The organism is Pseudonocardia nigra (assembly GCF_019396355.1).
In the GTDB taxonomy this organism is placed as follows: domain Bacteria; phylum Actinomycetota; class Actinomycetes; order Mycobacteriales; family Pseudonocardiaceae; genus Pseudonocardia; species Pseudonocardia nigra.
Window position 1 is genome coordinate 24,034 of record NZ_JAHKRK010000035.1, and the last position, 25,051, is coordinate 49,084.

The following is a 25,051-nucleotide window of genomic DNA, read 5'->3' on the forward strand; positions in this document are numbered from 1 at the left end:
GGGAGGGGTCGCTAGACGCCGGCGTAGTACGCCTCGATGGCGTCGATGTCGATCGAGCTGTCGGCGGGCAGGCCGAGGGTGGCGTAGTGCTTGCGGCGGGCGTTCATGTCGGCGAGGAGGATCGCCCGTGCGTGCGTGGCGACCTCGTGGGCGACCTCGGCCGGCACCACGATGCAGCCGTCGCCGTCGGCGCCGACGATGTCGCCGGGGCGCACCTGCACGCCGCCGCAGGCGATGGTGGTCTGCACCTCGACGACCTCGATGCGGCCCGGGATGATCGTGCGGCCGCGGTGCCGGACGCAGACGGGCGTGCGCTGGATAATCACCTCGTCGGTGTCGCGGCAGTACCCGTCGGTGATGATGCCGTTCGCGCCGTTCGCGATCGCGCCCATCGTGTTCTCCGAGCCCCACAGCCCGACCTCGCGGCCGCCGCCGGAGTCGGTGACGATCACGTGGCCCGGCGCCAGGTCGTTCGGCAGCTTGACGTGCCCGTGCTTGCGGAACCAGTGACCGTGGGCGTCGACGATGTCCTCGGTGGTGTCCAGCTTCCACATCGGCTTGTTGGAGGGAACGCAGCGCATGGTGGCGGCGTGCCCCCAGAACCGCATCCCGCTCCAGAGCGGGCGGATCTCGGGCGACATCAGCGTCAGGTCGAAGTAGCCGATGCCGTCGAGCGCATCCGCCACGTCGGCCACCCGCAGGTGCTTGTAGAGCGTGTGGACGTTGTCGGGGTCGGCCTTCGCGGGAGCGGCCTGGTCCTGGGCGACGGTCATGGAACGCCTTTCGAGTAGTCCTGCCGTGCGAGGTGAGCTATTGTCTACAACAGTCAATCGACGTGGCGCAAGACACGAACGGCAGGAAAGTGGTCTGATGGCGACGGTCCGACCGCTAGCCGTCCGACCGGAAGGGGGGCCTACATGACGACGGGCGCACGCACGGATCGCGACCGCAGCGCGGTGCGGATCAACCCACCGAGCCTGGTGGAGCTGGCCGCGGAGTCGATCCGGAAGATGATCCTGTCCGGCGAGTTCGCACCCGGCGAGCGGCTCATCGAGGAGCGGCTGACCGAGCAGCTGGGGATCAGCCGTCCGCCCCTGCGCGAGGCCCTGCGGCTGCTCAACAACGAGGGCTTGATCGAGACCAGGCCGCGCTACGGCTCGACCGTGGCCACGATGACCGACCAGGACGTGTTCGAGGTCATGAGCCTGCGCTCCGGCCTGGAGAAGATGGCCGTGGAGCTGGGCGTGCCGGTGCGGGACCCGGAGCGACTGGCGGTCTGCCGCGAGGCGCTGGAACGGATGGAGCGCAACGCCCGCGACGAGGACCGCGGCTCGCTCGTGGAGAACGGCTACGCCTTCCACGCATCGATCGTCGGGCTGGCCGGGCACCGGCGGCTGAGCGAGATCTACCGGTCGGTCCAGCAGCAGGTGCTGCTGTGCATGGCGCGCAACCTCGACACCCGGGAGCGCTACCACGAGAACCTCGTCGACCACGTGGGCCGCCACCGGTACCTGCTCGAGCTGATCGAGGCAGGCGACCCGCAGGCGGTGCTGGCCGAGCTCGCGGTGCACGGCGAGCGGTCCTTCGCCGAGCACTGACGACGCGCTCCGGCAAACGCATTCCGCCCGCGCGGACCGACCGCGGACCGCCATCTGCCACCATCAGTCCCGGAGCGGACGAATCTGGTCCGGACGACCGGAGGGCGGGGCGAGATGGCGCGGCGGCAGGTGACGCTCATCGAGGTGGCGCAGAACGCAGGCACGTCCCTCGCCACCGCGTCGCGCGTGCTGAACGGCAGCAGCAGGCGGGTCAGCGACGCGCTGCGGGAGCGGGTGGTCGAGTCGGCCCGCGCGCTGGGCTACATCGCCGACGCGTCGGCTCAGGCACTGGCCCGCAGCAGCAGCCCCGTGGTCGGACTGATCGTGCACGACATCGCCGACCCGTACTTCTCGAGCATCGCGGCGGGCGTCATCCGGGTCGCCGAGGAGCGGCAGCTCGTCGTCGTGCTCGGCACGACCGGGCGCGACGCCGACCGGGAGCTGGAGCTGGTCTCCACGCTGCGGTCACACCGGGCCCGCGCGATCGTGCTCGCGGGCAGCCGCAGCACCGACACCGCCCGCACCCGCCTGCTCGCCGAGGAGCTCGCCCGATTCACCGAACGCGGCGGCCGTGCGGTGTGCATCTCGCAGGCCCGGCTGCCCGCCGACACCGTCGTCCCCGCGAACCGCTCCGGCGCGCGCCAGCTCGCCCGCGCGCTCGCCGGGCTCGGCCACACCCGGTTCGCCGTGCTCGGCGGACCCCGGGAGCTGCTGACCGCGCGCGACCGCGTCAGCGGGTTCCGGGCAGGCCTCTCCGAGGCGGGCATCAGCCTCCAGGCCGCCGACGTCCTGCACGGCGAGTTCACCCGCGACGGCGGCTACGAGGCCGCCCAGGAACTGCTGCGCCGCCGGTCGGACGTCACGTGCCTGTTCGCCGTCAACGACGTCATGGCCACCGGCGCGATGGCCGCGCTGCGCGACGCCGGGCTGACCGTGCCCGTCGACATGTCGGTGGCCGGCTTCGACAACATCCCGACCCTGCGCGACCTCACCCCGGGCCTGAGCACCGTGGCCCTCCCCCTGGAGCGCATGGGCGAGGTGGCCGCCGAGCTGGCCTTCGACGAGGACGCCGACGCCTCCTCGGAGGCCGGGACCGACGGCGAGGCCGACGAGACGAACGGCGAGGAGGAGCCGGGACGGCACCGGACGGTCCGCATCGCCGCCGAGGTGGTCCTGCGGGAGAGCACGGCGGCGCCGGCGCGATGACGGCCGTGCGCCCGTGATCGCCGTGAGGCGGCCGTTGTTGCAGCGATGAGCGCGTGAACCCGCATCTCACGGCGATCACGGCGGCCGTGGCCGCCGCGAGATGGCCGTTGTTGCACCGCCGAGTGCACCGATGCGCATCTCGAGGCGATCATGGTGGCCGTGATCGCCGCGAGGTGGCCGTTGTTGCACCGCTGTGTGCGTGAACCCGCATCTCGCGACGATCATGGCGGCCGGGACCGCCGCGAGATGGCCGTTGTCGCACCGCCGAGCGCACCGATGCGCATCTCGCGGCGATCATGTCGCGGCGGACCGCCGCGAGCAGCGCACCGGTGCCGTGATCAGCGATCCGGCGCACACGGCCGCATCCGGCCGGAAACGCGCCCAACCGACGATCACGGCCCGGTGCTGCGGGGGACGGACGGGAGACGAGAGGGTGATCGCCGCGAGGTGGCCGTTGTTGCACCGCTGAGTGCGTGAACCCACATCTCGCGACGATCGCGACGGCCGTGACCGCCGCGAGATCGCGGTTGTTGCACCGAGGAGCACGCGGATGCGCATCTCACGACGATCATGCCGCGGCGGACCACCGCGAGCAGCGCACCCGTGCCGTGATCACCGATCCGGCGCACACCCGGCCAGATCCGGCCGAAACACCCCGAAGTGACGACCACCCCGCCCCAGGGGTCCGGCAAGGTCGCGCCGAACGGCGTGTCGGGGCGGTGACACGCTGGTGATGGTGTAGGCGGACACGGCAGTACCGGTGATCATCGCGGTTCCTACACCTGCTCGATCACCCGAGGCGCTGCCGTGTCCGCTTGTTCATCTTCCCCGATCACTGTGCTGGCTGCGTGCAGCGACGCCGCACCCGACCTGGCGAACGCCGCAACCGTTGATCCCGGGGCCGAGGATCTGCTGGTCGCGCTGGGCGCGGTGACCGATCCGCGTAAGTGCCGTGGGGTGCGCCACCAGCTGGTCACCGTGCTCGCCGCTGCGGTGTGCGCGGTGCTGGCCGGGTCCCGCTCCTACACGGTGATCGCCGAGTGGGCCCACGACCTGCCGATCTCGGTGTGGCTGCGGCTGGGCATGAGCCGGCGGGCACCGAGCGAGTCGACATTCCGGCGGGTCCTGCAACGAGTAGATCCCGACGAGCTGGACACCGCCGTCAGCGGATGGCTCGCCCGGCGCGCCGCCGCCTCGACCAGCACGAGCCAGACCGGGGCCGGCCAGACCGGGTCCGGCCAGGCCGGGGCCGGGCCGGTGCGGGCGATCGCCATCGACGGCAAGACCGCCCGCGGTGCCCGCCACGGCGACGGGCGAGCGGTGCACCTGCTCGGCGCGCTCGACCACGGCAGCGGGGTCGTGCTCGGCCAGACCGAGGTCGATCAGAAGACCAACGAGATCACCGCGTTCCTCCCGCTGCTCGAGCGCATCGACCGAGCCTGCCCGCTGACCGGCGCGGTGATCACCGCCGATGCGCTGCACACCCAAGACCGCCACGCCCGCTGGCTCCACGAGCACAGCGCGCACTACGTGTTCGTGGTCAAGGGCAACCGGCCCACGCTGCGCGCCCAGCTCGCCGACCTGCCCTGGCGCACCGTGCCGGTGGTCGACGAGGTCCGTGGGCGCGGACACGGCCGAGTCGAGACCCGCACCCTGCAACTCTGCGCGGTGGCCGCAGGCATCGGGTTCCCGCACGCCCGCCTGGCCGCGCGGATCGTGCGCCGTCGACGCCCCATCAACAGCACGAAGCGGTGGTCCACCGAGACGGTCTACGCGGTGACCAGCCTCGGTTACAGCGACGTCCGCGCCCACCGGCTGGCGAAGATCATCCGCGGGCACTGGCACATCGAGAACCAGCTGCACTGGGTGCGCGACGTGACGTTCGCCGAAGACCTGTCCCAGATCCGCACCGGCACCGGTCCCGCGGTGATGGCAGTGCTGCGCAACCTCGCGATCAGCCGCCACCGTCTCGCCGGCGCCACCAACATCGCTGCCGCTTGCCGCGATACCGCCCGCCACCCCCTACGCGCCGCTGACCTGCTCATATAACTGCAACATCAACTATGCCGGGACCCTGCACCCCGCCCACGGCGCTCCGGCCGAAGATCACGTACCCGGCGCAACCGGAAATCTGGTCGGAACGCCGACGTGGCGATCAATTACCGACGCGGCAACCGGCCCGTGACCGCCGGATCGGGGGTCCGCCGGCAAACACCCGCCCGCGATCACGGGCAGATGGCCGCGAGCGATGACCCGTACCCAACCTTCCGGCCGTGATCACCCCCGGCCGAACACCACCCCCGCGGTCATGGCCAGAAGGCCGCGATCGTCGACGCGCGCCCGCCCAACAGCCGTGATCACCCTCCGGCCGACAGGGCACCCCTCGCGATCACGGGCAGAAGGCCGCTATCAACAACCCGTACACGACCTACCGGCCGTGATCACCGCCGACCGAACGCGACTCCCCGCGATCACGGGCAGAAGGCCGCGACCGACGACGCATGCACCACCTTCCGGCCGTGATCACCCCCGCGTGGACCGACCGAACTCCCCGCGATCACGGGCGGAAGGCCGCCGTCGGAGATCGTCGGTCGCCCCTCGCCCCGTGATCGTCGAACGGCGGGCGGCCGGCACCCACGCATCCGGAACCCGAGCGCCTCACCCCACCTCCACCGGCGCCACGTGCTCGCGGTAGCGCTGCACCATCGTGGCGAGCACGTCGTCGCCGTCGGCGGCCCAGATGTCGGCGTTGAAGATCTCCACCTCGACGTCGCCGTCGTAGCCGGCCGCTGCGACCGAGCGGCCGAGCGCGCGGAAGTCGACGTGCCCGTCGCCCATCATCCCGCGGCTGAGCAGCGCGTCCTCGGCGAGCGGGAGGATCCAGTCGCACACCTGGAACGAGGCGATCCGTTCCCCCGCCCGCGCGATCTGGTCGTGCACCTCGGGGTCCCACCACACGTGGTAGGCGTCGACGACCACCCCGACCGCGTCGACCGGGAACCGTTCGGCGATGTCGAGCGCCTGCCGGAGCGTGGAGAGCACGGCCCGGTCGGCGCAGTACATGGGGTGCAGTGGTTCCAGCGCGAGCCGCACCCCCCACTCCTGCGCGTACGGGGCGAGCAGGCCCACCCGCTGCGCCATCCGCTTCCGGACGGCGACGATGTCGCGCTCCCCCGGCGGCAGCCCCCCGACCACCATCACCAGGCACGGGGCGCCCAATGCGGCGGCCTCGTCGATGGCGCGGCGGTTGTCGTCGAGCGTCGCGGCTTCGTCCGGTCCGGTGAGGAACCCGCCGCGGCAGTACGACGAGACGCGCAATCCGGCGTCCCGGACCAGCCTCACGGCGGCGTCGAGACCGGTCTCGGCCACCGGCTCGCGCCAGAGCCCGATCGCACCGATCCCGGCCCGCACGCAGCCGTCCACCGCCTGCTCGACGGTCCAGTACTTCGTGGTGGCCTGGTTGAGCGAGAGCTTGCCGATCATGCCGTCACCCCCGCCACCTGCAGCAGTTGGTGCCACCGCCGCGCCGCGAGGTCGGGGTCGGCAAGTGCGCCTGCGGCGTCGGCCAGCCGCAGGGTCTGCGCGAGGTGCGGCAGGCTGCGGGCGCTCTGCATCCCGCCGACCATCGTGAACCCCGGCTGGTGCCCGTTCAGCCAGGCGAGGAACGCGATCCCGGTCTTGTAGTGCGGGGTCGGCGCGGAGAACAGGTGCCGCGACAGCGCCACGGTGGGCTCCATCAGCGCGTCGTAGCCGTCGACGTCGCCGTCGTCGAGCCGGCGCAGCGCAGCGGCGGCCACCGGCCCGATCGCCGCGAGGATGCCCAGCAGCGCGTCCGAGTGCCCCCGATCGTCGCCGCGGATCAGCTCCGGGTAGTGGAAGTCGTCGCCCGTGTAGAGCCGCACGCCGGACGGCAGTGCGTTCCGCAGCCGCACCTCGATCGCGGCGTCGAGTACCGACACCTTGATCCCGTCGATGGCTCCGGCGTGCTCGGCGATCAGCCCCGCCACCGTGTCCACGGCGTCGGCCGGATCGGCGTGCCCCCAGTAGCCGGCGAGCTGCGGGTCGAAGACCGCCCCGAGCCAGTGCAGCACCACCGGGCGGCGCACCTGGGCGAGCAGTCGGCCGTAGACGGCGCGGTAGTCGTCGGGGCCCGCGGCCAGCGCGGCGAGCTGCCGGCTCGCCATCAGCACCACCCCGGACCCGCTGCCCTCGACAACCTCGAGCTGCTCCTCGTAGGCCGCCACGACCTCGTCGAGCGAGCCGAGCCGGGGCGCGACATGGTCGGTGCCCGCACCGCTCACGAGCGCTCCCCCGCACGCCGCGGCCTCCGCGGCCGAGCGGCGGACCAGCTCGGCGGTGGCCGCCCAGTCGAGCCCCATCCCGCGCTGTGCGGTGTCCATCGCGTCGGCCACGCCGAGGCCGTGCGACCAGAGGTGGTGCCGGAAGGCCAGCGTGGCGTCCCAGTCGAGCACCGCGGGCGCATCGGGAGCGTTGTCCCCTGCCGGATCGGCGACGACGTGCGCGGCCGCGTAGGCCACCCGTGAGCGGGGCGGCACCGCGCTGGGCGACGGGAGCGGCCCGGCGCGCAGCTCGTGGCGGACGATCCCGTCCGCGGTGGGCAGGAGGAGTCCGGCGGTCACTGCGCCCCCAGTTCCGGGAGCTCCACCCGGCAGCCGGTGCGGGAGGACTCGAGCCCGGCCTCGGCGAGCTGGACGCCGCGGGCCCCCGCCATGAAGTCGTGCGGGAACGGCGTGCCGGCCACGACGTGGCGGATGAACCGCTCCCACTGCACGCGGAACCCGTTGTCCGGGAAGCCGTTGTCCGGCACCTCCTGCCACTGCGACCGGAACGGCTGGGGCTCGGCGACGTCCGGGTCCCAGACGGGCATCGGCGTGGTGGCCCGGTGCTGGATCCGGCAGCGCCGCAGCCCGGCGACCGCGCTGCCCTCGGTGCCGTCCACCTGGAACTCGACGAGCTCGTCGCGGAACACCCGCACGCTCCACGAGGAGTTGATCGATGCGACCACGCCACCGGCCAGCTCGAAGATCCCGTACGCGGAGTCGTCGGCGGTGGCCGCGTAGGCCTCGCCGCGCTCGTCCCACCGCTGCTGGATGTGCGTGACCGCCCGCGCCGTCACGGCGTCCACCCGCCCGAACAGCCCTTCGAGCAGGTAGTGCCAGTGCGGGAACATGTCGACGACGATGCCGCCGCCGTCCTCGGCGCGGTAGTTCCAGCTGGGGCGCTGCGCGGTCTGCCAGTCGCCCTCGAACACCCAGTAGCCGAACTCGCCGCGCACCGACAGGATGCGGCCGAAGAAGCCGCCGTCGATCAGGCGCTTGAGCTTGAGCAGCCCGGGCAGGAACAGCTTGTCCTGCACCACCCCGGTCCGCACGCCCGCGGCCTCGGCGAGCTTCGCCAGCTCGACCGCGCCCGCCAGGGACGTGGCGGTGGGCTTCTCGGCGTAGATGTGCTTGCCCGCCGCGATCGCCTTGCGCACCGCGGCCTCGCGGGCGCTGGTGACCTGCGCGTCGAAGTAGATCGCGACCGACGGGTCGGCCAGCACCTCGTCGAGGTCGGTGCTCCAGCGCTCGACCTTGTGGGCGGCGGCGAGGTCGCGCAGCTTCTGCTCGGTGCGCCCGACGAGGATCGGCTCCACCTGCACGCGGCTGCCGTCCGGCAGCACCACCCCGCCCGCCTCGCGGATCGCCAGGATCGACCGGATGAGGTGCTGGCGGGTGCCCATGCGACCCGTCACCCCGTTCATCGCGATTCCCAGCACCGGCTCGTCCATCCCGCACTCCCTTCGTGGAAAACGCTTTCCATCCTATGCTCTTCCGGCCGGTGCGCCAAGCCCCCCTCCGTGCACCTGTCGCCAAGCACACAGCGTTATCAGTTGCACGTTCATGTTTCGGCCGTGTTGACTTGGGACGCCATGCTGAGAGAACTGCGCCCCCCGCACCCCGCCCGCCGGCTGGTCCGCCGCCGGGTGGTCGACATGTGCCGGCGCACGGCATCGGGCTGTCGCATCCGGCACTGACCCCGCGCCGCCCGCTTCCTTCCCCCTGTCCCGCACCGGGACGCAATGCGCGCCCACGCGCCCTCCGGAGAGTCCGTGATCTCGGTCGAGAACCTGACCAAGTCCTTCGCCACGCCCGCCGGGCCGGTCCGCGCGCTCGACGACGTGAGCCTGACCGTCCCCGCCGGGACGGTCTGCGGCGTGGTCGGCCCGAGCGGTGCGGGCAAGTCGACGCTGGCGCGGTGCGTCCCGCTGCTGGAACGGCCCGACTCGGGCGCCGTCCGCATCGACGGCACCGACCTCGTGCCCCTGCGCGGCCGTGCGCTGCGTGACGCGCGGCGCCGGATCGGCGTCGTCCCGCAGGGCGACTCGCTGCTGCGCCAGCGCAACGCGGCCGGGAACGTTGCGCTGCCGCTGGAGGCCGCGGGCGTCGACGGAGCGGAGCGCCGGCAGCGGGTCGGTGAGCTGCTGGATCTCGTCGGGCTCGCCGACAAGGCCGACAGCTACCCCGACCAGCTCTCCGGCGGGCAGCGCCAGCGCGTCGCGGTGGCCAGGGCGCTCGCCGCCCGGCCGCGGGTGCTGCTGGCCGACGAGCCGACCTCGGCGCTGGACCCCACGACCACCGCGTCCGTGCTCGCCGTGCTCGAGCGCGCCCGCGCCGAGCTGGGGGTCACGGTCCTCGTCGTCACCCACGACATGGCCGTCGTCCGCACGATCTGCTCGGACGTGGCCGTGCTCGACCAGGGCCGGATCGTCGAGCACGGTCCGGTGCTGCGCCTGGTCGCCGAACCCGGCAGCCACACGGCCGCGGCCCTGCTCCCGGAGCTCGACGGCCCGCAGCCCCCGCCCGACGCCGGGCTCGTCGCCGACGTCGTGCTCGTGGGCGACGTCGCCGCGAGCCCGCTGCTGACCGCGACCGCCGCACGGTTCGGCGCCGACCTCACGCTGTGGGGCGGCGGCTTCACCCGCCTCGCCGGGGCGCCGGTGGCCCGGTTCCGGATCGGGGTGAGCGGCGCGGACGCGGGCGCCGTCCTGGACGCGCTGTCGGACGCGGGCGCGGTCGTCGAGCGGCACGCCCGGACGGAGGTCGCGGCATGAGAGAAGCCACCCCGTGGACCGAGGTCCTCGCGCTGCTCGCGACCGGGACCGGCGAGACCCTCTACATGGTCGGCGTCTCGACCCTGCTCGCCGCCCTGTTCGGCATCCCGCTCGGCGTGCTGCTGCACCTCACCGCGCCCGGCGGGCTGCACCCTCGGCCGCTGCTGCACCGGCTGCTCGGCGCGGTCGTCGATCTCGGCCGCGCCATGCCGTTCATCGTGCTGCTGGTGGTGCTGCTGTCGTTCACCCGGTTCCTGATCGGGACGTCGATCGGGCCCACCGCCGCGATCGTGCCGCTCGCGGTCGGCGCCGTCCCGTTCGTCGGGCGCCTGGTGCAGAACGTGCTGGCCGAGGTGCACGTCGCCGTCGTCGAGGCCGCCGTGACCACCGGTGCGAGCACGTCGAAGATCGTCCGAAGCGTGCTGCTGCGCGAGTCGGTGCCCGCCCTGATCGGCGCGCTCGGCGTCACCACGATCGCGCTCATCGGCTACTCGGCGATGGCCGGTGTGATCGGCGGCGGCGGGCTCGGTGACCTCGCGATCCGCATCGGCTACCAGCGCTTCGACAGTCGCGTGCTGTGGAGCACCGTGCTCGTCCTCGCCGTGCTGACCACCGTCGTGCAGCTCGCCTTCTCGTTCGCGGCGAGGCGGCTGGACCGCCGCCGGCACGCGAGCGCCTAGAACTCACCCCTTCACGAGAGGAACCCCTCATGCGTCTGCGCTCCCTCGCCGTCGCCGCCGCGGCGGCCGTCGTCGCGCTCGCCGGGTGCTCGAGCGGCGGCGCCGCCGAGCCCGGTGCCGCCGCCGACCCGGCCGCCCCGCTGCGCGTCGGCGTCAGCCCCACCCCGCACGGGCAGATCCTGCAGTACGTCGCCGACGAGCTGGCCCCGGCGCGCGACCTGCAGATCGAGGTCGTCGAGTTCACCGACTACGTCCAGCCGAACACCGCGCTGGTCGACGGCTCGCTGGACGCCAACTACTTCCAGACGGTGCCGTTCCTGGACGAGTTCACCGCCAGCAGCGGCGCCGAGCTGACCTGGGTGGCCCCGGTGCACCTCGAGCCGCTCGGGGTGTACTCGGAGTCGGTGACGGCGCTCGCCGACCTGCCCGACGGCGCCACCATCGGCATCGCCAACGACCCGGCCAACGAGGCTCGCGGGCTGCGCCTGCTCGCCGCGAACGGGCTGATCACCCTGAACCCGGGCTCCGAGGCCACCGCCACGCCGCGCGACATCGCCTCCAACCCGAAGAACCTGCAGTTCACGGAGCTGGAGGCGGCGCAGCTGCCGCGCAGCCTCGCCGACACCGACGCCTCGGTGGTCAACGGCAACTACGCGATCGACGCGGGCCTCGACCCGGCGCAGGACGCGCTGGTGCTGGAGTCGGCGGAGAACAACCCGAACGCCAACGGCCTGGTCACCCGGCCCGAGCTGCAGAGCGACCCGCGGATCCAGGCGCTGGCCGAGCTGCTGACCTCGCCGGAGGTCGAGAGCTACATCCAGCAGACCTTCCAGGGCGCGGTCATCCCCGTCTGAGCCCGCGCCCCGCGCCGCGCCGCGCCGCGCCGCGCCAACGGCACTTTCGCTCAAGCCTATTGAGCGAAAGTGCCGTTCGCGTATTCGGCGCGGCGCACGTAGAGCGCGAACGGCTCCCCGTGCAGCCACAGCTCGTGGTCGTAGGCGAACCCGAGGCGTTCCATCACCGCCCGCGACCGCCGGTTGCGGGCCTCGGTGAACGCGACGACCTCGGGCTCGCCCAGCTCGTCGAACGCGATCTCCAGCCCGGCGCGGCCGATCTCGCCCGCGTAGCCCCGCCCCCAGAGCTCCTGCCGGACCGCCCACCCGATCTCGAGCCGGCGCCGCCCCTCGACGTCGGCCTAGGAGAGCCCGCCGCGGCCCCCGACCGGCGGTCGTAGGCGAGCCACTTGTGCACCCCGTCGGACTCCCAGCCGCGGGCCATGGCGGCCGCGTGGTCGCGGGCGTCGTCGCGGGTCCAGGTGCCGTACCACTGCGCGATGCCCGGGTCCTGGTGCAGGCGGTACAGGTCGTCGGCCCGGTCCGGTCCGACGGGCTCCAGGCGCAACCTGGCGGTGCTGCTGCTGCCTGGTGTGGTCATACCCCGTCCCGCGTCGGCTGCCGGCGGGGATCATCGCACGGCGGTGCTCGTCCGGGTGCTCGAGGTTTTCCCGCACTCCGGAGCGTGAACTTGCATCAAGCGCACCGGGGCGCAACCCTCATGCCGTGACCGAGCAGGCCATCCACCTCGATCTCGACGACGCCGGTGTGGCGAGCAACTTGCCCCGGCCGGTTCACGAGAGCGACGAAGTCCAACAGGTGCCCTACCGACCTGTGCAGTTCCGCGACGACGACCTACCGACTGCGCTCGAGCGGTCCGCCGCCTGGCTGCGCAGCGTGCAGGAATGGCTGGGCGAGCCGATCGACGTCATCGCCGTGCACCTGGACTACGACGATCGCGCAGGCCAGCCCTACTACGAGGTGAAGTTGCTCTGCAACGAGGAGGACCTGGCGGGCGCGCCCCTCGCGATGCGCGCGCGCCGCACATCGTCCGCCGAGGACTGAGCGGCAGCACGGACCGCACGGCGCCCGCGGTGGCTCACGTGCCCGGCCGGACCGGGTCGGCGAGCCGGTCGACCAGGTCCTCCCACGCGGCGGGCCGGGCGAAGAGCCACCCCTGCCCCGTGTCGCAGCCGCTGGCCCGCAGCTGCTCGGCCTGCGCCACGGTCTCGACGGCCTCCGCGATGACCGTGAGCCCCAGGGCGTGGGCGAGGACGACCAGGCTGGCGACGATCGAGCCGCCGCCCGTCGCGGGCTTGCGCAGCCCGTCGACGAGCACGCCGGCGAGCTTGAGCGTGTGCAGCGGCAGGCGCGGGAGGTAGCTCAGGTTCGAGTAGCCGGTGCCGAAGTCGTCCACGGCGATGCGCACGCCCATGTCGGCGAGCGCGGTGATCGCTTCCACGGGGCGCCCGGCCGGGCCGAGCAGGGCGCTCTCGGTCAGCTCGAGCTGCAGCAGCCGCGGCGGCAGCCCGGTCTCGTCGAGGATGCGGGCGACGTCCTGGACGAGGTCGGGCTCGTGGGTCTGGCGCACGGCCAGGTTGACGCTGACGAACAGGTCGGCGTCGGGGTGCGCGGCGTTCCACACCGCGGCCCGCTCGCACGCCTCGGTGAGCACCCGGCGGCCGAGCGGGACGATGAAGCCGTTCTCCTCGGCCAGCTCGATGAACGCCCCCGGCCCGAGCAGGCCGAACGTGGGATGCGCCCACCGCACGAGCGCCTCGACGCCACGCACGCGGCCGTCGTCCAGCCCAACGATCGGCTGGTACTCCACCCGGAACTCGTCGCGCTCCAGCCCGGGCAGCAGCGTGGTGGAGAGGGTGTAGCGGGTCATGTCGCGGGCGTTGCGCTCCGGGTCGAAGCGGGCCCAGCGGTTGCGCCCGTCGGACTTCGCCCAGTAGAGGGTGACGTCCGCGGCCTTGAGCACGTCGGCGGGCGTGGTGCCGGCGACCGCCCGCTCGATCACCCCGATGCTGGCCGAGACCGCGAGCCGGTGGCCGTCGATCTCGACCGGCTCGGCGAGCACCTCGAGCACGGTGTCGGCGAGCACGGCCAGCTCGCCGTCCGGCGGGTCCTCGACGAGGATGACGAACTCGTCGCCGCCCATCCGCGCCACGAGGTGCCCCCGGGTGGACACGCACTCGTCCAGCCTGCCCGCCACGGCGACGAGCAGCCGGTCGCCCACGTCGTGGCCGAGCCGGTCGTTCACGGCCTTGAAGCGGTCGAGGTCCAGGTAACAGACCCCCACCCGGGCACCCGGGCGTGCGAACACCTCGGTGAGCCGGTCCAGGAACAGCGTCCGGTTCGGCAGCAGGGTCAGCGGGTCGTGGAGGGCCTGCCTGCGCAGCCGCTCCTGCAGCTCGCGGCGCGCGGTCACGTCCTCGACCATCGCGACGGTGTACTTCGGCGCACCCGAGGCGTCCCGGATCAGCGACGCGGTCATGTCGGTCCACATGAAGTGCCCGTCGCGGTGGCGGTAGCGCTTCTCGACGCGGGCGTGGTCCCGCCTGCCGTCGATGACGTCCTGGTACATCTCCCACATCCCGGCGGCGTCGTCCTCGTAGAACAGGTCGCTCACCCGGAGGCGGCAGAACTCCGGGATGGTGTAGCCGAGCATCGACGCGAAGGCCTGGTTCGCGTCGACGATGCGGCCCTCCATGTCGCCGATGCCGATACCGATCCCGGCGTCCGAGAAGATCGCGCGGAACCGCGCCTCGCTCGACCGCAGCGCCTGCTCGATCTGGCGGCGCGCCTCCACCTCCGCGCGCCGCACCATCTCCTGCTCGTCGAGCAGCCGGGCCCGCAGGCGGGTGACGTAGCCGTCGGCGACGGCGGCCTGCGCCTCGGGCGCCACCTCCCGAGGGTCGCGGGCCCCTCCCGCCGCGATCTCGGCAAGGTGCCTGCCGAGCGCGGCCACGGTGCCCGGGAGCACCTCCGCGGAGACCAGGTCGGCGTCGACGAGCGCGGCGCCCGTCCGGCGGGCGAGGTGCAGGTCGACGGGATCGGCCACCGCGGCGTCGACCAGCCGCCGGGCGAGGACGGTGAGGAACTCGCCGAGCTCGGCGCGCGCCATCGGCAGGTACGGAGCACGGGCCAGCGCGCCGGTCCACGACGAGACGAGCGCGCTCACGTCAGCGTCGCCCGGCCGCCGCCTCCGGCCCGCCCGTCCCCCTCGGCCGGTCATCGGTGTGAGCATACGGTTCCCGCGCGGAGGAGAGAGCCGTAGGCTTCGCGCGGAGATCATTCGCCCGAGGGACGGAGACACGTGGAACGGCCGAGCTGGGCACCGGAGGACATCGATCTCGACCGGCCGAGCGCGGCCAGGGTGTACGACTACTTCCTCGGCGGGGCGCACAACTTCGCCGTCGACCGCCAGCTCGCCGAGGCGATCGCGAGCATGACGCCGAACATCGGCGACACGATGCGGGCCAACCGCTCGTTCCTGCGCCGCATGGTGCGCTACCTCATCGGCGAGGGCGTCACGCAGTTCCTGGACCTCGGCTCGGGCATCCCGACGGTCGGCAACGTCCACGAGGTGGCGCAGCAGGCGGATCCCGACGCGCGCGTCGTCTACGTCGACGTCGACCCGATCGCGGTGTCGCACAGCCGCGCGATCCTCGCCGACGACCCGAACACCACGGCAATCCAGGCCGACGTCCGCGAGGTCGACCGCATCCTCGCCGACCCCGAGACGCGGCGGCTGCTGGACCTCGACCGTCCGGTCGCCGTGCTCCTGCTCGGCGTTCTGCACTTCGTGCCCGACTCCGACGACCCGGCCGGGCTCGTCGCCCGGCTCCGCGACGCGATCAGTCCCGGCAGCTTCGTCGCGCAGGTGAACGTCACGCACGAGGACCAGCCACCGGAGGTCATCGAGGCGCAGAAGCTGTCCGGCCGTACCGGCACTCCGATCCACCTGCGGTCGCGGGCCGAGCTGCTCGCGCAGTTCGCCGGGATGTCCCTGGTCGAGCCGGGTCTGGTGCACATCCCGCTCTGGCGCCCCGACTCGCCGCTGGACGTCGACGACCGCCGGGAGCGCTTCGGGGCCCTCGCCGGGGTGGCGCGCAAGGACGCCGAGTAGCGGCGAAGTCCCCCGAAGGTAGTTGCCGTCGCAACGCCTGGACGGTTGCAGCGCGGGTACCCGGGTGGTCGCCAGAACCCGAAGGAGGAGCGACCACATGACCGAAGTCAACGCCGCAGTGATCTACTACTCGGCCACCGGCAGCACCTACGCGATGGCCCAGGCGGCCGCCAAGGCGGCGGAGGCCGCCGGCGCGGACGTGCGGCTGCGCAAGGTGCGCGAGCTGGCCCCGGACGAGGCGATCGCCAGCAACGAAGGCTGGGCCGAACACGCCAAGCGGACCCAGGACGTGCCCGAGGCCACCCTCGACGACCTGGAGTGGGCCGATGTGTTGATCTTCGGGACCCCCACCCGCTACGGGCTGCCGACGGCGCAGATCAAGCAGTTTATCGATGCCACCGGGCCGTTGTGGGGCGCGGGCAAGCTCGTGAACAAGGTCGCGACGTCGTTCACCTCGACCGGCACCGCACACGGCGGTCAGGAGACGACCATCACCGCGCTGAACAACACCTTCTACCACTGGGGCGCGATCATCGTCGCTCCCGGCTACGCCGACCCCATCCAGTTCGAGGCGGGCAACCCTTACGGCGCCAGCCACATCTCGAACAACGGGGCCATCCCTCCGGGTGACACCGAGCTCGGGTCGGTGAGCTTCCAGGCCACGCGGGCCGTGGAGATCGGCCAGGCCCTCAAGGCCGGCCTCGCGGCCGCCTGATGAACCCCTGCGGACGCGGCATCCCGGCCGTGCGGCCGGGACGGGCCGGCGGCGTACGCCGGAGCTCACCCGATCGGCGGCCGGCGTGAGCACCCACGGCAGTGCCCTGGCCCCCCGGGAGACGAGCCGGGGCAGGCGGGCGCAGCCGATGCTGGTCGTGGGCGCGGTTCCGGGCTGGGTGTCGCAGTGGTGCCGCGCCCGCGGACGCGAGCTCCTGCCCGTCGACGACGTTCCGAGCACCGCCGGGGACGAGCCCGGCAGGACGCGGCACGCGCGCGTCGTCGCCGCGTTTCCCGGGCGGACCGTGCTCGTCCAGCCCGAGATGGGCCACCGGGACGCACCGCCGGTGCGGGTCGTCGCCGCGCTGCGGCGGCTGCCCGAGGATGCGCACGTGCTGGGCGACGCGGCCGAAGCCGCCGCGCAGCTGGCCGTGCCGCTCACCATCCTGCACGCCGTGCCGCTGTCGTTTGGGGAGCGGAGCGTCGGCCTCGAGGAAGCGCTGGACCGGGGCAGGCGCGTACTGCGCACGGCGGTGCGGCAGGCCGGCGCGGGCGAGCCCGCGCTCGAGCTCGCGTCGCAGCTGCTGCGTGCGCGGCCGCACGAGCTGGTCGGCGACCTGGGCGACGACGCGCTGCTCGTGATCGGCGGCCCGCGCCAGCGCGGCGCGGTCGGCCTCGTCACGAACAGCGCGCTGCACCACGCGCCCTGCCCCGTCCTGGTCGCGGCGCGCCCGGTGCGGCCCGGCGGGACCGCCTGACCCCGGCGCCCGTCAGGCCGTGGAGCGCCCGGCGAGCGCCCACTGCATCAGCAGCATCCGCAGCGCGCTCACCAGCGGCAGCGGCTGGTCGAGCATCGGGTGGTGACCGGCATCGGGCAGCTCGACGATCGGGACGCGGTGGCCCAGCAGGGCGTCGATCTGACGCGCCATCGGCGGCGGGACGAGCCCGAACTCCGTGCGGATGAAGGCCGCCCGGCACCGCAGCTGCGGCAGCAGATCGCGCAGCAACAGCCGCGGCCCGAACATCGACGGGTCGAACTTCCACGTCCAGCCGCCATCGACGGCGCGGAGGGACTCCTCGGCGATGTGTCGCCGGACGTAGGGCAGCAGGACCTCCTGCTGCGGGATCGTCACGAACCGGCCGATCGCCTCCTCGCGGTCGGCGTAGACCTTCGTGGCCTGGCGCCTGCGGCGCAGCCGGGCCTCTTCCGGCGGCTGGTCGTTGAGCGGCGAGTCGATGATCACGACGCCGTCGAGCCGCTCGCCGTGGTGCGCCCCGACCGTCGCCGCGACCCACCCGCCCATGCTGTGGCCGATCACGAGTGGCGTGTCGCCCGCACCGCCCGCCTCGGCGGCCGCGAGCACCTCGCGGGCCCACACCGTCATGTCGTAGTCGTCGCGGCGCCCGCTGTCGCCGTGGCCGCTGAGGTCGAGCGCCACGACCCGGTGGCTGCGGGCCAGCAGCGGCGCGATGTGGTCCCACCAGCCGGAGTGGGCGGCGCCGCCGTGCACCAGGACCAGGCCCGGCCGGTCGTCGGCTCCCCAGCACCGCAGGTGGATCCGGCAGCCGTCGACCTCGATGTCCCGGTGCTCCGGGACCTGGCCCAGCGCGTCGCGGAACCAACGGGGCGACACGTCGGTGCTCATCCACCTACTCCTCGGTAGTTTGCGGGCCGAACACGGTTCTACCGCATCGGCCCGCCGCGCACCCGGCCACCATGACCGGCGTCGCACCGACCCGGTCATCCGGAGGATCGGCCGAGCACGGTTTCGGCGTCCGGGTCCACGCCGGCGTAGGCATGCGCGAACCACCGCGCGAGGAGCGGATCGTCCCGCAGGGCGGCCACCCACCCCTCGCCCAGACCCCGCATGAACCCTCCCGGAACCGCACCGGCGGGTTCGACGCCGTCGCGGAGGCCTGCCATGAGCACGCGCAGGAACCAGTTGGAGAACGCCTGCGTCCGCCAGATCGCCGGGAGCCGCGTGCTCGTGTACGCGCGCAGGCGGCGGCCGTCGCCGAACGACCCGAACCGGTCGATCAGGCCGTGCGCCAGCTCGACGGCGTCCTGGATCGCCAGGTTCATCCCCTTGCCCCCGGCGGATGTGATCAGGTGGGCGGCGTCGCCGGCGACGAACAGCCGGCCCTGCTGCATCGGGTCCAGGACCTTGGTCCGGAAATCGACGAATGCCGGCGCGTCGAACCGGACGTCGCTCAGCTCGCCCCCGACGTCGAGCCGGACCGAGAGCTCCTCCCGGATCCGGCGCTCCGGCCACTCCCGGGCGGCGTCCGTGCGCGGCACCTCGAGGTAGTAGCGGGTCTGAGCGGGGCCCCGGCGCATCTGTCCCGCGAAACCTCGCGGGTGCGGGGCGTAGATCGTGTGGTTCTCGAGCGGCGGCGCCGCCGCGACCACCGCCAGCATCCGCACGGGCAGCAGTTCGTCGCTGGTCCGGGCGCCGGTGATGGCCGGAGCGACCACGCTGTGGGAACCCTCGGCGCCGACCACGGCATGACACTCGATCTCCGAGCCGTCCGCCAGGGACACCACCGCTCGGTCCCGGCTCTGGCGCACCGCCACCGCCGGCTGCCCGAACTGCACGTCGGCGCCCTCGGCGGCGAGAGCGTCGTACAGCCGGCCCACCAGCAGATGCTGCGGATAGATGTAGTTCGGGCGGCGGCCCGTGAGCAGCCCGTAGTCGAGCAGCATCGAGCCCGCAGGCGTCCGGAACTCCATACGCCCGTTCTCGGTGGTGAACTCCAGGTCGGTGTCCGCGAGGCCCACCTTCCGCAACAGCTCCACGGTGCGGTACTCGATGAGACCGGCCCTGGGCTGGGCACCGAGCTCCGCACGCGACTTGCGCTCGAGCACCGTGAACGAGACGCCCGCGCGCTGCAGCAGGCGGGCGATCACCAGTCCTGCGGGTCCAGCGCCCACCACGACGACATCCGGCACGACATCCCCCCGATACATCGGCCCCCCGACCCCGGCGCCCAGTCAACGCCGAGGCCGGAGGAGCCATTCCCGTCGCCCATTGGCGGGGGCCCACGGGACGGGGTGGCTCAGGAGGTGTGGTGCACCTCCTGCAGCCCGTAAACCGGGGTGGCGATGCCTTCGGCCCGCGCCTTGAGCTGCAGGGCCAGGTACAGCGAGTAGTGCCGGGACTGGTGCAGGTTCCCGCCGTGGAACCACAGCCCGTCCTGCTGGGTGGGCTTCCACATGTTGCGCTGCTCGCCCTCCCACGGCCCGGGGTCCTTCGTCGTGTCCGACCCGAGGCCCCACACCTTGCCGACCTTGTCGGCCACCTCCTGGCTGATCAGGTCCGCGGCCCAGCCGTTCATCGAGCCGTAGCCAGTGGCGTAGACGACCAGGTCCGCCTCGAGCTCGGTGCCGTCCTCCAGCTTCACGGTGTGCTCGGTCAACTCGGTGACCTGGCCGTGCACCAGCTTGACGTCCCCGTTCGCGACCAGGTCCGCGGCGCCGACGTCGATGTAGTAGCCCGATCCTCGGCGCAGGTACTTCATGAACAGCCCGGAGTCGTCGTCGCCCCAGTCGTGCCGGAACCCCGCCTTCTCCAGCCGGTCGTAGAACTCGGCGTCGCGCTCCCGGATCGCCGCGTACACCGGCTGCTGGAACGTGTGCATGATCCGGTACGGCAGCGAGGCGAAGGTCATGTCGGCCTTCTGCGTGGTCATCCCCGCGGCCAGCGCGCGCTCCGAGTAGAGGTCGCCGAGACCGAGGTCCATCAGCGAGTCGGACTTGACGATGTGGGTGGAGCTGCACTGCACCATCGTCACGTCGGCGCCGACCTCCCAGAGCGCCCCGCAGATGTCGAACGCCGAGTTGTTCGAGCCGATGACCACGGCCTTCTTGCCCTTGTAGGCGTCGGGGCCGGGGTGCTGCGAGCTGTGGTGCTGGTCGCCGCGGAAAACGTCCTGTCCGGGCAGCGTCGGCACGTTCGGCTTCCCGGACATCCCGGTGGCCAGCACGAGCTGCGCGGGCCGCAGCGTGATCTCCTCGCCGTCACGGTCGAGGACGACCGTCCACTCCCCCGCCACCTCGTCGTAGGTGGCACTGCGGCAGGTCGTGGAGCTCCAGTAGTTGACCTCCATGACCTTCGTGTACATCTCGAGCCAGTCGCCGATCTTGTCCTTCGGCGCGAACACCGGCCAGTTGCGCGGGAAGTCGAGGTACGGCAGGTGGTCGTACCAGACCGGGTCGTGCAGGCACAGCGACTTGTAGCGGCCGCGCCACTGGTCACCCGGGCGGGCGTGCCGGTCCACCACGACGTGCGGGACGCCGAGCTGCTTGAGCCGCGCCCCGAGCGCGATCCCGCCCTGGCCGCCGCCGACCACGAGGACGTAGGGCTGGCGGGTGCGGCCCATCTCCTCCGACTCGGCGTCCCGCATCTCCTTCCACGTCATCCGGTCGGGGTTCACGCCGTGCTCGGCACCCATCGGCCGCCGGTCACCGGACGGCTCCTCGTGGCCCTTCAGCTCGTACAGCGTGGTGAGCAGGGTCCGCGCACCGTCGTCGGTGAGCCGCAGATGCCCTCGTCCCCGCCCCACCGCGGTCTCGAACGCGATCCACGCCTCGACGACGCCGTCGGCCTCGGTGGGCTCCTCGGTGGTGTGGAAACCGCGGGCGTCGGCGGACTCCGCGGTGGCCCGCACCAGGTCCGCGACGCCGTCACGGTTCTCGACGGTCTTGAGGTTCCAGGTGAACGCGATCAGGTCCCGCCAGAACGAGGTGGCGGCGAACAGGCCTGCCACCCGCTCGGGATCCCGATCGCTCAGAGCGCGCTCGAAGTCCCTCAGCCACGCGTCGACACGCTGCTGGGGGGTGCCCGTCGCCGCTGCGGGCTCGATGGTCTGCGTCATTGCATTGCCTTCCCACGCGATCGGACCCCCAGCACATCCCGTGAGCTCCGGCGGCGGCAAGGGTTGCACGAGGTTGCATGCCTGATCGGGGCACGCCCTCGGGCGGGTACGGCGACCATGGGGCGGGCATGGAGGCCGGTCGCCGCGGGTAGTACTGCAACGGCACTTCGGCGTGTCGTGAGAGGGTGAGGTCTGTTCGGCGGTGATGATCACCGTGTGGTGGATCTTGCTGGGTGAGTCGCGTCGTTGGATGCGGTGGTGGAGCTGATCGCGGGCCGGTTCGGTCGGGTCGAGCCGCGCCGGCGTGTCGGGGCGTACCTGCGGGGTCTGCTGGCCGGGTTGGAGCGCAAGAACGGGTGGACGCTGGCCGAGCGCGCCGGTGCGGTGTCGCCGGACGGGATGCAGCGGCTGCTGCGCACTGCGGGCTGGGATGTCGATGGGGTGCGCGATGACCTGCGTGGCTACGTGCTCGATGAGCTGGGTGACCCGGCTGGGGTGTTCATCGTCGACCTATGCCGACACCGCGACTATGCCGAGACGCAGGCCGCTGGGGCGTGGTGATGCAGGAGGTCGGCAGGCTCGTGGCTCGGCATAGTCACAGGCTTTCGAGGAACGCGAGGATCTTGTCCGGTGGGCGGTAGCGGCCGGGCCGGGCTGCCGCGGGTGTGGTGAGGGCGAGGGCCTTCTCCTTGATGGTGATGTCGGCGTGCACGTAGGCGTCGGTGGAACGGACGCCGGCGTGGCCGAGCCAGAGCGCGATCACGGAGGTGTCGACGCCGGCTTGCAGCAGGGACATGGCGCAGCTGTGCCGAAGGACGTGCGGGTGTACTCGTTTACCCAGCAGCGACGGGCATCGCTGCGCGGCGGTCGCAGCGTGAGTATTGACCCGCAGGGCGACGGCGTCGCGGCTGAGTCGTCGTCCGGTGTGGGTCGGGAACAGCGGGTCGGTCGAGCGCCCGGCTCGCTCGCGCAGCCAGACGCGCAGCAGCGCCTCGACCGGGCCGCTGAGGGGAACGGCGCGTTGCTTGCGTCCCTTGCCCTCGCAGCGGACGTTCGCGCCGGCTCCCAGGGTGACGTCGGCGCAGTTCAGGCCGGTGAGTTCGGAGACTCGCAGGCCGGTCTGGACGGCCAGGAACATGAGGATGCGATCGCGTCGGCCTTTCCAGCGGGACTGGTCCGGAGCCGCGAGCAGCGCGTCGACCTCGGGTGCGGTCAGGAACGTCACGATCCGCTTGTCGAACCGCTTTGGGGGGATGGCCAGGACGCGTTGGATAAGCAGCGCGTGCTCGGGGTGACGCAGGGCGGCGTAGGAGAACAACGAGCGGATCGCTGTCAGCCTGACGTTGCGGGTCCTGATGGAGTTGCGACGCTCGCGCTCCAGGTGAGTGAGGAACGAGGAGATCACCGTCGCGTCCAGGTCGTCCCAGTCGAGCTGGGCCGGCGTCGTGCCGGTGCTGCCGTGCACGAACTCGAGCAGTAGCCGCAGGGCGTCGCGGTATGCCGCGATGGTGCGCGGGCTGGCCTGGCGCTGCGTGGCGAGCCGGTCGGTGAAGAAAGCTTGCAGCGTCGGCGCGATCAGGGTCATGAGCGGGCCGCCGACCACGCGGTGTCCTGGCGGGCGGCGGCCAGAGCGAGCAGTTCCGGGGCGGCCGACATGTACCAGTAGGTGGAGCTCGGTTCGCGGTGTCCCAGATAGGTCGACAACGACGGGATCTTGGCCGCGACGTCGTCGTCCGCGTGATACCAGCCGAGCAGGGTGCGGACCGCGAAGGTATGGCGAAAATCGTGCAGCCGCGGCGGGCAAGGTGCATCGGCTCCGACGCCGGCGTTGTTGATCAGCTGTCGGAAGGTCTGGGAGACCACGGCGTAGACCAGCCGTGTGCCGCTGAGGGACACGAAGAAGCTGGGAGCCTCGGGGCGCGTCGCGAGCTCGTCACGCAGCCGGGTGTAGTCCTGCAGCGCTGCCATGCTGCTGGCCGCCAAGGGCACCAGCCGGGACTTGCCGAACTTCGACTCGCGGATCAACAGCACCCCCTCGACCCAGTCGACGTCGCCACGGTCGAGCTTGATCGCCTCCCCGATTCGTATCCCGCTGGCCGCCAGCAGGCCGATCAGGGTCGCGTAGGTAGCGGCTCGCAGCGGCGAGACGATCGAACGACGGGCCTGGTCGAGCAGCATGTCGACATCAGCCGGGGAGTAGATGAACGGCCTGCGCCACCGCTGCTGGTGCGGCATCAGCCCGAGCGGTGGCACCTCGGTGTCGGGGTCGATGCCGGCCAGATAGCGGGCGAAGCCGCGGACAGCAGTCATTCGCCGAGGGCCGACGCTCGCGCCCCGGCCCGTGCCGCCCTGCTGGGCCCACGCCAGCGCCGTCTCGATCGTCACGGTGCGCGATCCGCGGGCATCCAGGTGGGCCACGAAGCCCGGCAGCAGCCAGCCGGCCTCAGCCAGTTCGTGTCCGAGCGAGCGCCGCAGCTGCAGGTAGTCGGCCAGGGCCTGCTCCAAGGCGCTCACCGGGCCGCTCCCGGCCAGGGCTGGGCGACTTGGCGCAGCGCGTCGAGGTCGACCTTGGCGTAGAGGGCGGTGGTGGCCAGGTCCTGATGGCGAAGGACCTGGCTGATCGCGGCCAACCCAGCGCCGCGACGCAACAACTCGCCGGCCAGGCTGTGACGCAGACGGTGTGGCCCTACCCGTGGCAGCCCGGCTCGCGCGCAGGCTCGCTCGACGACGTCACCGACCAAGTCCGCCCGGATCGGGCCGCGGGGGGCTCGGCAGGTGAGGAACAGATGGCGGGCTCGGTCGGGGTCGCGGCCGCGTGACAGGTAGGCCACGAGAGCCTCACCCACGTCCGCGAGCAACGGCAGTCGGTCATGGCGGCGCCCCTTACCACGGACAACGAGTTCCCCGCTCCGCCAGTCCACATCGCGCAGCTGAAGCCGTGCGACTTCGATCGACCGCAAGCCCAGCCGCGCGACCAGCATCATGATCGCGAAGTTCCGGATACCGACCGCGCTGCCGCGATCGCAGCAGTCGAGCAGCCGCTGGACGTCCGCGGCCGCCATCGTGGGCGGCGGCAGCGTGGCCAACCGCCACCCACCGACCGGGGGCACCGCCGTCCCGAGCGGCAACGGGGTGAGGCCCCGCAAGTACAGGAACCGCAGGATCGAGCGCAGCTCCGCCACCCGTCCCTTGGCCGACCCCGCCGAGACGCGACCACACTCCCGCAGCAGGAACACGTTGACGTCCGCCCCGGACAGCGCTCCGAGCTCGAACCTCTCATCGACCGACGCCTGTTCCTGCAGGAAACGGCGCGCGGTGTTCTCGTAGCGCCGCACGGTGGTCGCGGCCAAGCCCCGCTCCCCGAGCAGCCAGGACCGATACCGCCCGAGCAGCACGCCCAGCGGCGACACAAGCGGCTCCGCCGCCGGGACGACCCCGGCCTCCCTCAGGTAGCCCAGCAGCGGCGCCAACGCCCGCGCCCCCGGAACCCTCCGCTGACCGGCGGCCCGCCGGGCGGCGAGGAACGCGACCATCCGATCCTCGTCCAGCTGCGCGGCTTCCAACCCCTCCGCCACCGACCACTGACCAACCTGGCCCAGGTCGTTCAGCATGTTCTTGATCGTCCCTGGCGTATAGCCCCGCTGCGTCAACCACGCTCGGTAGCCCTTGGACCGTTCCCGATCTTGTAGACACCCGGTCGTAGACTGCCGCTGATCGCAGCGGAGGGAATCGCGTGGCGACACGCCGACACTTCACCCAGGAGTACAAGGAGGGTTATTCAGCGAAGCGTTTCGTTACGGTTCTGAGATCAACTTGCGCGTGTCGACAAACGAGTGACGGTCCGATTCACGCGAGAATGGGTTTGCCAACACAAGCCCACGTGAACGGACCGTCGC

General features: G+C 72.3%; 21 protein-coding genes and 2 pseudogenes. 11 read left to right on the forward strand and 12 right to left on the reverse strand.

The window, feature by feature from the left end:
- Positions 1-11: 11 nt before the first annotated feature.
- Positions 12-773: an RraA family protein gene (locus tag KME75_RS11845; RefSeq protein ID WP_219414657.1), complete on the reverse strand. Its 762-nt coding sequence runs from the start codon at positions 771-773 to the stop codon at positions 12-14.
- A gap of 144 nt (positions 774-917) precedes the next feature.
- On the opposite strand from KME75_RS11845, the gene KME75_RS11850 reads away from it, so the two are divergent.
- From KME75_RS11850 to KME75_RS11860, 3 genes are all read left to right on the forward strand, one after another.
- Entirely contained in the window at positions 918-1,598 is a 681-nt protein-coding gene (locus KME75_RS11850; RefSeq protein ID WP_219414658.1) for a GntR family transcriptional regulator, read from the forward strand.
- Between the two features lie 114 nt (positions 1,599-1,712).
- Complete coding sequence (locus KME75_RS11855) at positions 1,713-2,804, forward strand: LacI family DNA-binding transcriptional regulator (RefSeq protein ID WP_219414659.1); 1,092 nt, start codon at positions 1,713-1,715, stop codon at positions 2,802-2,804.
- Between the two features lie 837 nt (positions 2,805-3,641).
- Entirely contained in the window at positions 3,642-4,853 is a 1,212-nt protein-coding gene (locus KME75_RS11860) for an ISAs1 family transposase (protein ID WP_308282712.1), read from the forward strand.
- A 609-nt stretch (positions 4,854-5,462) separates the two neighbouring features.
- Here KME75_RS11860 and KME75_RS11865 read toward each other — a convergent pair.
- From KME75_RS11865 to KME75_RS11875, 3 genes are read right to left on the reverse strand one after another with little or no spacing between them, the layout of a single operon-like run.
- Positions 5,463-6,287, reverse strand: a complete 825-nt coding sequence (locus tag KME75_RS11865) for a sugar phosphate isomerase/epimerase family protein (RefSeq protein ID WP_219414660.1) — start codon at positions 6,285-6,287, stop codon at positions 5,463-5,465.
- On the reverse strand, positions 6,284-7,444 hold the full coding sequence (locus KME75_RS11870) for a dihydrodipicolinate synthase family protein (RefSeq protein ID WP_219414661.1): 1,161 nt from the start codon (positions 7,442-7,444) through the stop codon (positions 6,284-6,286). Before KME75_RS11870 ends, KME75_RS11865 begins: the two co-directional genes overlap by 4 nt.
- Positions 7,441-8,595, reverse strand: coding sequence for a Gfo/Idh/MocA family protein (locus tag KME75_RS11875; protein ID WP_219414662.1), 1,155 nt, complete (start codon positions 8,593-8,595; stop codon positions 7,441-7,443). Before KME75_RS11875 ends, KME75_RS11870 begins: the two co-directional genes overlap by 4 nt.
- Positions 8,596-8,916: 321 nt before the next feature.
- On the opposite strand from KME75_RS11875, the gene KME75_RS11880 reads away from it, so the two are divergent.
- From KME75_RS11880 to KME75_RS11890, 3 genes are read left to right on the forward strand one after another with little or no spacing between them, the layout of a single operon-like run.
- Positions 8,917-9,918, forward strand: a complete 1,002-nt coding sequence (locus KME75_RS11880; RefSeq protein WP_219414663.1) for a methionine ABC transporter ATP-binding protein — start codon at positions 8,917-8,919, stop codon at positions 9,916-9,918.
- Complete coding sequence (locus tag KME75_RS11885; protein ID WP_219414664.1) at positions 9,915-10,598, forward strand: methionine ABC transporter permease; 684 nt, start codon at positions 9,915-9,917, stop codon at positions 10,596-10,598. The genes KME75_RS11880 and KME75_RS11885 overlap by 4 nt, the downstream gene beginning before the upstream one ends.
- 29 nt (positions 10,599-10,627) lie before the next feature.
- Positions 10,628-11,452, forward strand: a complete 825-nt coding sequence (locus KME75_RS11890; RefSeq protein WP_219414665.1) for a MetQ/NlpA family ABC transporter substrate-binding protein — start codon at positions 10,628-10,630, stop codon at positions 11,450-11,452.
- Between the two features lie 56 nt (positions 11,453-11,508).
- Here the strand turns inward: KME75_RS11890 and KME75_RS44885 are convergent.
- Positions 11,509-11,769: pseudogene (locus KME75_RS44885) on the reverse strand (GNAT family N-acetyltransferase); the annotation flags it as partial.
- Between the two features lie 388 nt (positions 11,770-12,157).
- Here KME75_RS44885 and KME75_RS11900 point away from each other — a divergent pair.
- Positions 12,158-12,496 (forward strand): hypothetical protein, encoded by a 339-nt coding sequence (locus KME75_RS11900; protein WP_219414666.1) that lies wholly within the window; start codon positions 12,158-12,160, stop codon positions 12,494-12,496.
- A 34-nt stretch (positions 12,497-12,530) separates the two neighbouring features.
- Here KME75_RS11900 and KME75_RS11905 read toward each other — a convergent pair whose 3' ends face one another.
- Positions 12,531-14,672 (reverse strand): putative bifunctional diguanylate cyclase/phosphodiesterase, encoded by a 2,142-nt coding sequence (locus KME75_RS11905; RefSeq protein ID WP_246631931.1) that lies wholly within the window; start codon positions 14,670-14,672, stop codon positions 12,531-12,533.
- Between the two features lie 81 nt (positions 14,673-14,753).
- On the opposite strand from KME75_RS11905, the gene KME75_RS11910 reads away from it, so the two are divergent.
- The 3 genes from KME75_RS11910 to KME75_RS11920 all read left to right on the forward strand — a co-directional run bounded on the left by KME75_RS11910 (position 14,754) and on the right by KME75_RS11920 (position 17,038).
- A complete protein-coding gene (locus tag KME75_RS11910; RefSeq protein ID WP_219414668.1) occupies positions 14,754-15,566 on the forward strand; it encodes an SAM-dependent methyltransferase in 813 nt (270 codons plus the stop codon).
- Positions 15,567-15,663: 97 nt separating this feature from the next.
- On the forward strand, positions 15,664-16,281 hold the full coding sequence (gene wrbA, locus KME75_RS11915; RefSeq protein ID WP_219414669.1) for an NAD(P)H:quinone oxidoreductase: 618 nt from the start codon (positions 15,664-15,666) through the stop codon (positions 16,279-16,281).
- A gap of 85 nt (positions 16,282-16,366) precedes the next feature.
- Positions 16,367-17,038: a putative universal stress family protein gene (locus KME75_RS11920; protein WP_219414670.1), complete on the forward strand. Its 672-nt coding sequence runs from the start codon at positions 16,367-16,369 to the stop codon at positions 17,036-17,038.
- Positions 17,039-17,050: 12 nt separating this feature from the next.
- Here KME75_RS11920 and KME75_RS11925 read toward each other — a convergent pair whose 3' ends face one another.
- The 3 genes from KME75_RS11925 to KME75_RS11935 all read right to left on the reverse strand — a co-directional run bounded on the left by KME75_RS11925 (position 17,051) and on the right by KME75_RS11935 (position 21,155).
- The gene (locus KME75_RS11925) at positions 17,051-17,926 is read right to left on the reverse strand and encodes an alpha/beta fold hydrolase (RefSeq protein ID WP_219414671.1); all 876 of its coding nucleotides are present in this window, start codon (positions 17,924-17,926) and stop codon (positions 17,051-17,053) included.
- A gap of 95 nt (positions 17,927-18,021) precedes the next feature.
- Entirely contained in the window at positions 18,022-19,230 is a 1,209-nt protein-coding gene (locus tag KME75_RS11930) for an FAD-dependent monooxygenase (RefSeq protein ID WP_219414672.1), read from the reverse strand.
- Between the two features lie 107 nt (positions 19,231-19,337).
- Complete coding sequence (locus KME75_RS11935) at positions 19,338-21,155, reverse strand: flavin-containing monooxygenase (RefSeq protein WP_219414673.1); 1,818 nt, start codon at positions 21,153-21,155, stop codon at positions 19,338-19,340.
- Between the two features lie 246 nt (positions 21,156-21,401).
- Here KME75_RS11935 and KME75_RS11940 point away from each other — a divergent pair.
- Positions 21,402-21,665 (forward strand): annotated as a pseudogene (locus tag KME75_RS11940) (transposase); the annotation flags it as partial.
- An 85-nt stretch (positions 21,666-21,750) separates the two neighbouring features.
- Here KME75_RS11940 and KME75_RS11945 read toward each other — a convergent pair.
- Genes KME75_RS11945 through KME75_RS11955 form a run of 3 tightly spaced genes read right to left on the reverse strand, consistent with a single transcriptional unit; the run spans position 21,751 to position 24,766 of the window.
- The gene (locus tag KME75_RS11945) at positions 21,751-22,758 is read right to left on the reverse strand and encodes a tyrosine-type recombinase/integrase (protein WP_308282713.1); all 1,008 of its coding nucleotides are present in this window, start codon (positions 22,756-22,758) and stop codon (positions 21,751-21,753) included.
- Positions 22,737-23,660 carry a tyrosine-type recombinase/integrase gene (locus KME75_RS11950; RefSeq protein WP_219414674.1) on the reverse strand — a complete coding sequence of 308 codons (924 nt, stop codon included), beginning with the start codon at positions 23,658-23,660 and terminating at the stop codon, positions 22,737-22,739. The genes KME75_RS11945 and KME75_RS11950 overlap by 22 nt, the downstream gene beginning before the upstream one ends.
- Before the next feature lie 5 nt (positions 23,661-23,665).
- Positions 23,666-24,766: a site-specific integrase gene (locus KME75_RS11955; RefSeq protein ID WP_219414675.1), complete on the reverse strand. Its 1,101-nt coding sequence runs from the start codon at positions 24,764-24,766 to the stop codon at positions 23,666-23,668.
- Positions 24,767-25,051: the final 285 nt, after the last annotated feature.